Origin of the sequence: Methylobacter sp., assembly GCF_023227905.1 — a bacterium.
In the GTDB taxonomy this organism is placed as follows: Bacteria; Pseudomonadota; Gammaproteobacteria; order Methylococcales; family Methylomonadaceae; genus Methylobacter_A.
Window position 1 is genome coordinate 43,448 of record NZ_JALOCF010000034.1, and the last position, 6,139, is coordinate 49,586.

10 protein-coding genes are annotated in these 6,139 nt (G+C 44.8%); 3 read left to right on the forward strand and 7 right to left on the reverse strand.

The annotated features are described in order from the left end of the window. Window positions 1-30 precede the first annotated feature (30 nt). Both M0R47_RS13865 and M0R47_RS13870 read right to left on the reverse strand, forming a co-directional pair. Window positions 31-762, reverse strand: coding sequence for a flagellar brake protein (locus M0R47_RS13865; RefSeq protein ID WP_292555842.1), 732 nt, complete (start codon window positions 760-762; stop codon window positions 31-33). Between the two features lie 146 nt (window positions 763-908). Beyond that, window positions 909-1,628 (reverse strand): flagellar brake protein, encoded by a 720-nt coding sequence (locus M0R47_RS13870; RefSeq protein ID WP_292555844.1) that lies wholly within the window; start codon window positions 1,626-1,628, stop codon window positions 909-911. A gap of 258 nt (window positions 1,629-1,886) precedes the next feature. On the opposite strand from M0R47_RS13870, the gene M0R47_RS13875 reads away from it, so the two are divergent. Genes M0R47_RS13875 through M0R47_RS13885 form a run of 3 tightly spaced genes read left to right on the forward strand, consistent with a single transcriptional unit; the run spans window position 1,887 to window position 2,822 of the window. Beyond that, window positions 1,887-2,207, forward strand: a complete 321-nt coding sequence (locus M0R47_RS13875) for a multidrug efflux SMR transporter (protein ID WP_292555857.1) — start codon at window positions 1,887-1,889, stop codon at window positions 2,205-2,207. A gap of 1 nt (window position 2,208) precedes the next feature. Then, window positions 2,209-2,499 carry a sulfurtransferase complex subunit TusB gene (gene tusB / locus M0R47_RS13880; RefSeq protein ID WP_292555845.1) on the forward strand — a complete coding sequence of 97 codons (291 nt, stop codon included), beginning with the start codon at window positions 2,209-2,211 and terminating at the stop codon, window positions 2,497-2,499. After that, the gene (locus M0R47_RS13885; RefSeq protein WP_292555847.1) at window positions 2,490-2,822 is read left to right on the forward strand and encodes a TusE/DsrC/DsvC family sulfur relay protein; all 333 of its coding nucleotides are present in this window, start codon (window positions 2,490-2,492) and stop codon (window positions 2,820-2,822) included. Before tusB ends, M0R47_RS13885 begins: the two co-directional genes overlap by 10 nt. A 21-nt stretch (window positions 2,823-2,843) precedes the next feature. Here M0R47_RS13885 and M0R47_RS13890 read toward each other — a convergent pair whose 3' ends face one another. The 5 genes from M0R47_RS13890 to M0R47_RS13910 all read right to left on the reverse strand — a co-directional run. Beyond that, entirely contained in the window at window positions 2,844-3,236 is a 393-nt protein-coding gene (locus tag M0R47_RS13890; protein WP_292555849.1) for a S4 domain-containing protein, read from the reverse strand. Continuing rightward, window positions 3,237-3,596, reverse strand: coding sequence for a rhodanese-like domain-containing protein (locus M0R47_RS13895; RefSeq protein WP_292555851.1), 360 nt, complete (start codon window positions 3,594-3,596; stop codon window positions 3,237-3,239). It abuts the gene before it with no gap. Window positions 3,597-3,839: 243 nt separating this feature from the next. Next, window positions 3,840-4,787 carry a 4-hydroxy-3-methylbut-2-enyl diphosphate reductase gene (gene ispH / locus M0R47_RS13900; protein WP_292555852.1) on the reverse strand — a complete coding sequence of 316 codons (948 nt, stop codon included), beginning with the start codon at window positions 4,785-4,787 and terminating at the stop codon, window positions 3,840-3,842. Between the two features lie 36 nt (window positions 4,788-4,823). Then, window positions 4,824-5,309, reverse strand: a complete 486-nt coding sequence (gene rraA, locus M0R47_RS13905) for a ribonuclease E activity regulator RraA (RefSeq protein ID WP_292555853.1) — start codon at window positions 5,307-5,309, stop codon at window positions 4,824-4,826. Window positions 5,310-5,399: 90 nt separating this feature from the next. Continuing rightward, a partial coding sequence (locus tag M0R47_RS13910; RefSeq protein ID WP_292555855.1) for a U32 family peptidase C-terminal domain-containing protein occupies window positions 5,400-6,139 on the reverse strand: 740 nt, incomplete at its 5' end.

Consider the following 6,139-nt stretch of genomic DNA (forward strand, 5'->3'; position numbering starts at 1 on the left):
GTTGGGAGTGGGTTATTACGAAGCTTACCCCTATCCATTCATCTTTTGTATGCTCTCTCGTTGCAGCTGATTGATATAGCGCTGGACGATCGATTCAAATGCGGGTTTAGCCCGGATAAATAAACAGCCTATTTTTTGGATTTTGAGCGCGGCAATTTTATCCGGGTTAAGGATGAGCTTGGAGCAGACCTTAAAGGAAACGGTATCCTCCCCTGCACCTGAAAGCACAAGCTTAGCCTGTTCAAACTGCGCGCCCGGAATCAATAAGTCGGATACTTCAGCTGAGGTATTGAGCATTGAAAAACCGGTCAGGCTAATGTCGTATAACAGCAAATCGACGGACTCTTGACCCTCCAGTATCAACCGGCAATAACTGCCTTTCAAACGCGGCGATTTTATTCTGAAGTATTCTCTGCGCTGCATCCAAAAAATTGATTCAGGAATCGGCATGGAAAATGCCGGCTCTCCATCATAAAGAATTTGTTCCAGCTTGCTGCCTTTGAAAGAAACCTTAATGCCGGAAAAATCGGCTTCGAAAGTGGTTCTGGCAGCCTGAAGAAGCTGCTGATTTAAAGTTTCTTTGGGGCCGTAATCGAAGACTATGGAATTATTTGCCTGATCAATCTCAAGTATTGCGGTAAGAAAGAATGCCTTATCTTCGCCAAAACGAACGCTGAGCAGGCATTTATTCTTAATTAATATCGATAAATTTTGGATTATTTGTCTTGGGTTGGAGACTGAAAAAGAAGAGGCTTTGCTCATTAATAATGACCCTATATTTTTAGCTGATTATCGGAACATCAAATGTGTAGTCACCGGTATTTTGCGCTGCATAAATCGAGTGAAGGGTGATGCTGTAACCACTAATTCGATCCGTTGCAGTCTAGATGCTTTTTAATTTGAATGCGTCATTCTTTTTGCAAATCTTCTCGCTGGATCTGATGCATATAATGCTGAATAATTTCTTCAACTCGATGTGTTATTTTGATGAACTTACAGCCTATTTTTTGAATTTTTTGTACTTTATTAGGGTTGATTATGTATTTGGCACGGACCTCAAAGGAAATCACGCCTTCGCCCGCGCCTGAAAGTATAAGTTTGCTGTCGGAAAATGATGTGCCGGGAACCAAAAGTTCAGAAACTTCTTTGGAAACATTCAGCATGGAAAAACCCGTAAGACTGATGTCGTATAGTTTAAGGTTAACAGGTTCTTTGCCTGCTACTATTAACTGGCAATAACTGGATTTTGAAAACGGCGATTTAACCCTGTAATACTCTCTACGTTGCATCCAGTAAAGCGCTTTAGGGATAGGCATGGTGAATGCCGGTTCGTTTTTGTAAGTAATTCTTTTCAGTGCTGGACTACTAAAAGAAATCTTAATGCCGTTATAATCCGCATCGAATGAGACTTTGTCGGCATTAAGGATGCGTTGATTCAAATCTTCTTTGGATCCGCAATCTAAAACCAATAAATTATCCCCTGCATTAATATCAAGCAGTGTGGTGATATAGGACTCATTATTTGTTCCGAAACGAGCGCTGAGCAAACATTTACTTTTAACTAATAATAATAAATTACTGTTTATTTGCTTTGGATTTTGGACTAAAAAAGAAGATATGTCGCTCATTAATTTATATTAGTTATTGATTATTCTGCACTAAATGCGAAGCATACGTATGATGCAAAACTCATCCCTTCTGCCTCCCTCTTGTTAAATCTGCTGAACGGCTTTGTTCACATGCGGGCTTATCGAGTGATTTTTCAGCCTATCCTCTGGCCTTTTAGGATTTACCCGTGAAGGAGGTCATCTAAAATCTTTTAAATGCCGCTAAGTCCATTATATTGTAGAATATTTGCTATTCAAGCACAAAGAAAAGGGGTGTCCGTGGCGTGGTTTCTTTTATTTTCTGCGGGATTTGCAGAAATAGTTTTCGCTTTAAGTCTTAAATACAACCAAGGCTTTACTAAATTATGGCCCAGTATCATAACGATGGTGTCCGGCGGCATAAGCTTTTATTTATTAATGCTGGCAATTAAAGTCCTGCCATTGGGAACCGCATATGCCGTCTGGACCGGCATGGGTGCAGTCGGCGTAGCGTTGTTAGGCATCATTTTGTTTAAAGAATCTGCCGATTGGTATCGCTTGATGTCAATTGCGCTGGTCATTACTGGAATCATTGGCCTTAAATTAACGGACCACACTTAAAGTGCTGCATCTTGTTTTTCAGTCGCCGGTTGAAACCGCCATTTTGGAGCGAATTGATTCCGGGGATATTGTAGTGTTTCTTGAAAATGCAGTTCTGCGCGTGCTACAAAACAGCGTCATAAGCGATACCCTAACACGGCAATTAGGCAGAAGTCGTTTTTGCGTGCTATCAGATGACATTGCAATACGTGGAATTTCCCCTGATGAGCTGGTTAAAGGGCTTGAGATGATAGATTATGCAGAGCTGGTGGAATTGACGGTTAACAGTCCGATCATTCAATCATGGACGTAATGAGTGCTGATTTGCATTTGGAAACAACCGATCAGGGTTTTCTGATCAATTCCGCAGACTGGAATGAAGGCATTGCAGAACGGTTAGCCGCATTAAACAATATAAAACTGAGCGATGAACACTGGGAAATTATTTTGTTCATTCGGCGTTATTACCAGCAATTTAAGCATTTGCCCAATGCGCGGGTTTTTACTAAAGCAATTGCCAAGGAGTTGGGCGTGGCAAAAGGCAACAGCCGTTATTTGCACAAATTATTTCCCGAAGGCCCTTTAAAATATGCCTGCAAGCTGGCCGGTTTGCCTAAGCCGCCTACCTGTTTATAGCATTATTGCAAAGCTTACGCCCTACCCTTGCTTAAACCGGTGGATTAGACGCCTGTCTTTCTTATTCGGTTTATGATCCCTGCCGCTAAAATCGAACAACTCCCGCTGCTCACGGTTTTGAATGATTTGCTGCTCACGTTTGGCACGGCTTTCAGCGCTTTCTTCATAGAGTAAAACCGCATCTTTAGCCGATCGCCGTTGGCCGTTAATGGCGATAATCGTAATGTCCCACCGGTAATTATCTTTGCTAATAGAGAGCGCGGTACCTGCCTTGACTTCTTTTCCGGGCTTGGCACGCTGGCTGTTGACATGCACTTTTCCGCCGGAAATAGCCTCGGCAGCCAGTTTGCGCGTTTTAAAAAAACGCGCAGCCCATAACCATTTATCCAAGCGAACAGCTTCCAGTTCAGACATCTAAACTACTTCATTGCCGCTTTCAGCCCATGCCTTAAATCCGCCGGCCATGCTGACGGCATTACTGAACCCTATTTTATTTAATGCCTCTGTAGCCAAGGCGGAACGGCCGCCGGTTTGACAATAAACAATGATATGGGCGTCTTGCTTATCCTGAAAATCAGGATGTGAGCCTATCTTGAATTCCAATACGCCGCGCGGTATGTTAAACGCTCCCGGCAAATGACCAACTGCATATTCAGCAGGTTCTCTTACATCCAGTACCAGGCTTGTTTCCAGGGATTTTTTTGTGCTATCAACATCAATTTCAACAATATTCTGTTTGGCTTGAGCAACGAGATCCATTGGGGTAAGTTTCATAATTATCCTTTGCAAAAATAAATGAATGTTAGCAATAACCGCGAGCCGATGTTCATAAGACTTATTTCAGGCCGCCATTATTGTCGTTAAAGTTGGCTTTGCAGCTACATTTATTCTAAATAAAAACAATAGCTTTTGTCTTTATTTTAATTCAGGTGTGCGGCAGGATCGGCATTGACTGTAAAGGACGAGGAAAATAGAGCCGCAGGCGGCCATTTAATGGCCGCCTGCAATAGGGGAAGCTTAGTTGATATGTTTTTTTAATTCTCTAGGCAAAGAAAACACGACTTTTTCTTCGATACCTTGAATCTCAACAGCCGATTGTCCGCCCCATTGCTTTAACTGATCGATAACTTCCTGAACCAGAACTTCCGGCGCGGAAGCCCCGGCGGTAACGCCGACCACAGCAATGTCTTTAAACCAGCTTTGCTCCATATCCTTCGCGGTATCGATCAGATAAGCCCGCTTACCGAGCTGTTCAGCAATTTCGCGCAAACGGTTGGAGTTAGAACTGTTAGGCGAACCCACTACGAGAATAAGATCAGCCGTTTTAGACAGCTCATGAACCGCATCCTGACGGTTTTGTGTGGCATAGCAGATATCGTCTTTTTTCTGCTCCTGTATGGCGATAAAGCGCGCTCTTAAGGCATCGACCATAATTTTTGTGTCGGTCATCGATAAGGTGGTTTGCGTGACGTAAGCCAGATTATCAGGATTTTTCACCGTCAGGTTTTTAACATCTTCAGGAGTTTCTACCAGATAAATACCGCCGTTGTCAGCGCTTCTTTCATATTGCCCCATCGTACCTTCAACTTCGGGGTGCCCGGCATGGCCGATCAGGATAACTTCACGATTCTCTTTGGCGTGTTTAGCGACCTGCAAATGGACTTTGGTAACCAGTGGACAAGTAGCGTCAAAAACCGTCAAATCACGCTCTTTCGCTTCCTGCTGCACTTGTTTTGAAACGCCGTGGGCGCTGAAAATCAGATACGAGCCGACCGGCACGTCGGTTAAATCTTCGATAAAAATAGCGCCCTTGTCTTTAAGCCCATCGACAACAGTACGGTTATGGACAACTTCGTGACGGACATAAATAGGTGCACCGAAAGCCTGAATGGCTTGGTCAACGATTTCGATAGCCCGGTCTACACCGGCACAGAATCCACGTGGGTTGGCGAGTACAATTTGCATATCTTGACTTCTTTGCTAGGTTAATTTGGAGTTATTTTAACTCAACATTGTTTCTGAGACGACAATTCCATCGGCATCAGCATATAAAAAATGATTTTGCTTAAAATTGATACCGGCGAAAGTGACCAACAAGTCGCGGTCGCCATGATCTTTTTTATGGCTTTTTAACGGATGCGTATGTAAAGCACGTATCCCGATAGGAAGCTGGTCGATGATTGCAGAATCGCGGATGCAGCCATGAATCACAATACCTTGCCAGCCATTGGCGATGGCAAGCTTTGCCAGATCCGCTCCCAGCAGTGCGCAACGGTGGGAACCGCCGCCATCGACAACCAGCACCCTGTTTTCAACCTTCTCTTCCAAAACAGCCCTGACCATAACGTTGTCTTCAAAAGCTTTCACTGTTGTGATTTGACCGCAAAAGCTGGGGTAGCCGCCATAAGGCTTGAGCAGCGGTTCGGCAATCTGGAAGTGATCTTCTTCCGAATGGGCATCGCAAAGGTCGGCAGTAGTAAATGTCATGATTCAAGTCTCAAAAGGCCAAGGGCTAAAGGCTAAGGACTAAAGGCGGTGAGCATTTTTCGCCTTTCGCCCTTGGCCTTTCGTCTATTTTTAAGTATACCGCGCCAACAAGCCATTATCTGCGTTAATTTGCGGCAATGGTATTTTCACTTCATAACCGCCACCGGACGCTTCTTCCATATCTTGTCCGTACATGCCTTCCATGCGCTCGACGATAATATCCTGATTGCCTTCCGGCAGTATCAATTCCAGCTTGTCACCAACCGAAAACTTGTTCTTCACATCGATAGTCGCAAGGCCGGTTGCCTGATCATAACTCCTGATTTCGCCGCAAAATTGCTGTTGATGGCTTTTGGAATAACCGGTTATGTAGTTTTGCTGTTCATGCGTATGGTGGCGCTGGTAAAAACCGTCGGTATAACCCCGATTGGCAAGGTTTTCCAGGACGCCGATCAGTTCGGGCTGGAATGCACGGCCCGCCAAGGCATCGTCAATTGCCTGGCGATAGGTTTGTGCGGTGCGCGCCACGTAATAGTGCGACTTGGTACGCCCTTCGATTTTAAGGCTGTCCACGCCGATTTCGACCAAGCGCTGCACATGCTCGATAGCTCTTAAGTCTTTCGAATTCATGATGTAAGTGCCGTTTTCGTCTTCCATCACCGGCAGCAATTCGCCTTTGCGGCCTTCTTCCTCCAGAAAATACACTTTGTCCGCCAACGGATGCCTTTCCGCGCCGCCACAGCTGGCGTTGCTGATGTCGGACATCGATAATACTTCACCAACCGGCAGGAAATCGCCTTCGGCGTTTTCTTCGGCAGGGATAGTGTCGT

Coding starts and splice junctions, on each gene's coding strand:
- M0R47_RS13865 (WP_292555842.1), bottom strand. CDS start 762: ATGAGCAAAGCCTCTTCTTTTTCAGTCTCCAACCCAAGACAAATAATC.
- M0R47_RS13870 (WP_292555844.1), bottom strand. CDS start 1,628: ATGAGCGACATATCTTCTTTTTTAGTCCAAAATCCAAAGCAAATAAAC.
- M0R47_RS13885 (WP_292555847.1), top strand. CDS start 2,490: ATGGACGTAATGAGTGCTGATTTGCATTTGGAAACAACCGATCAGGGT.
- M0R47_RS13890 (WP_292555849.1), bottom strand. CDS start 3,236: ATGTCTGAACTGGAAGCTGTTCGCTTGGATAAATGGTTATGGGCTGCG.
- M0R47_RS13895 (WP_292555851.1), bottom strand. CDS start 3,596: ATGAAACTTACCCCAATGGATCTCGTTGCTCAAGCCAAACAGAATATT.
- ispH (WP_292555852.1), bottom strand. CDS start 4,787: ATGCAAATTGTACTCGCCAACCCACGTGGATTCTGTGCCGGTGTAGAC.
- rraA (WP_292555853.1), bottom strand. CDS start 5,309: ATGACATTTACTACTGCCGACCTTTGCGATGCCCATTCGGAAGAAGAT.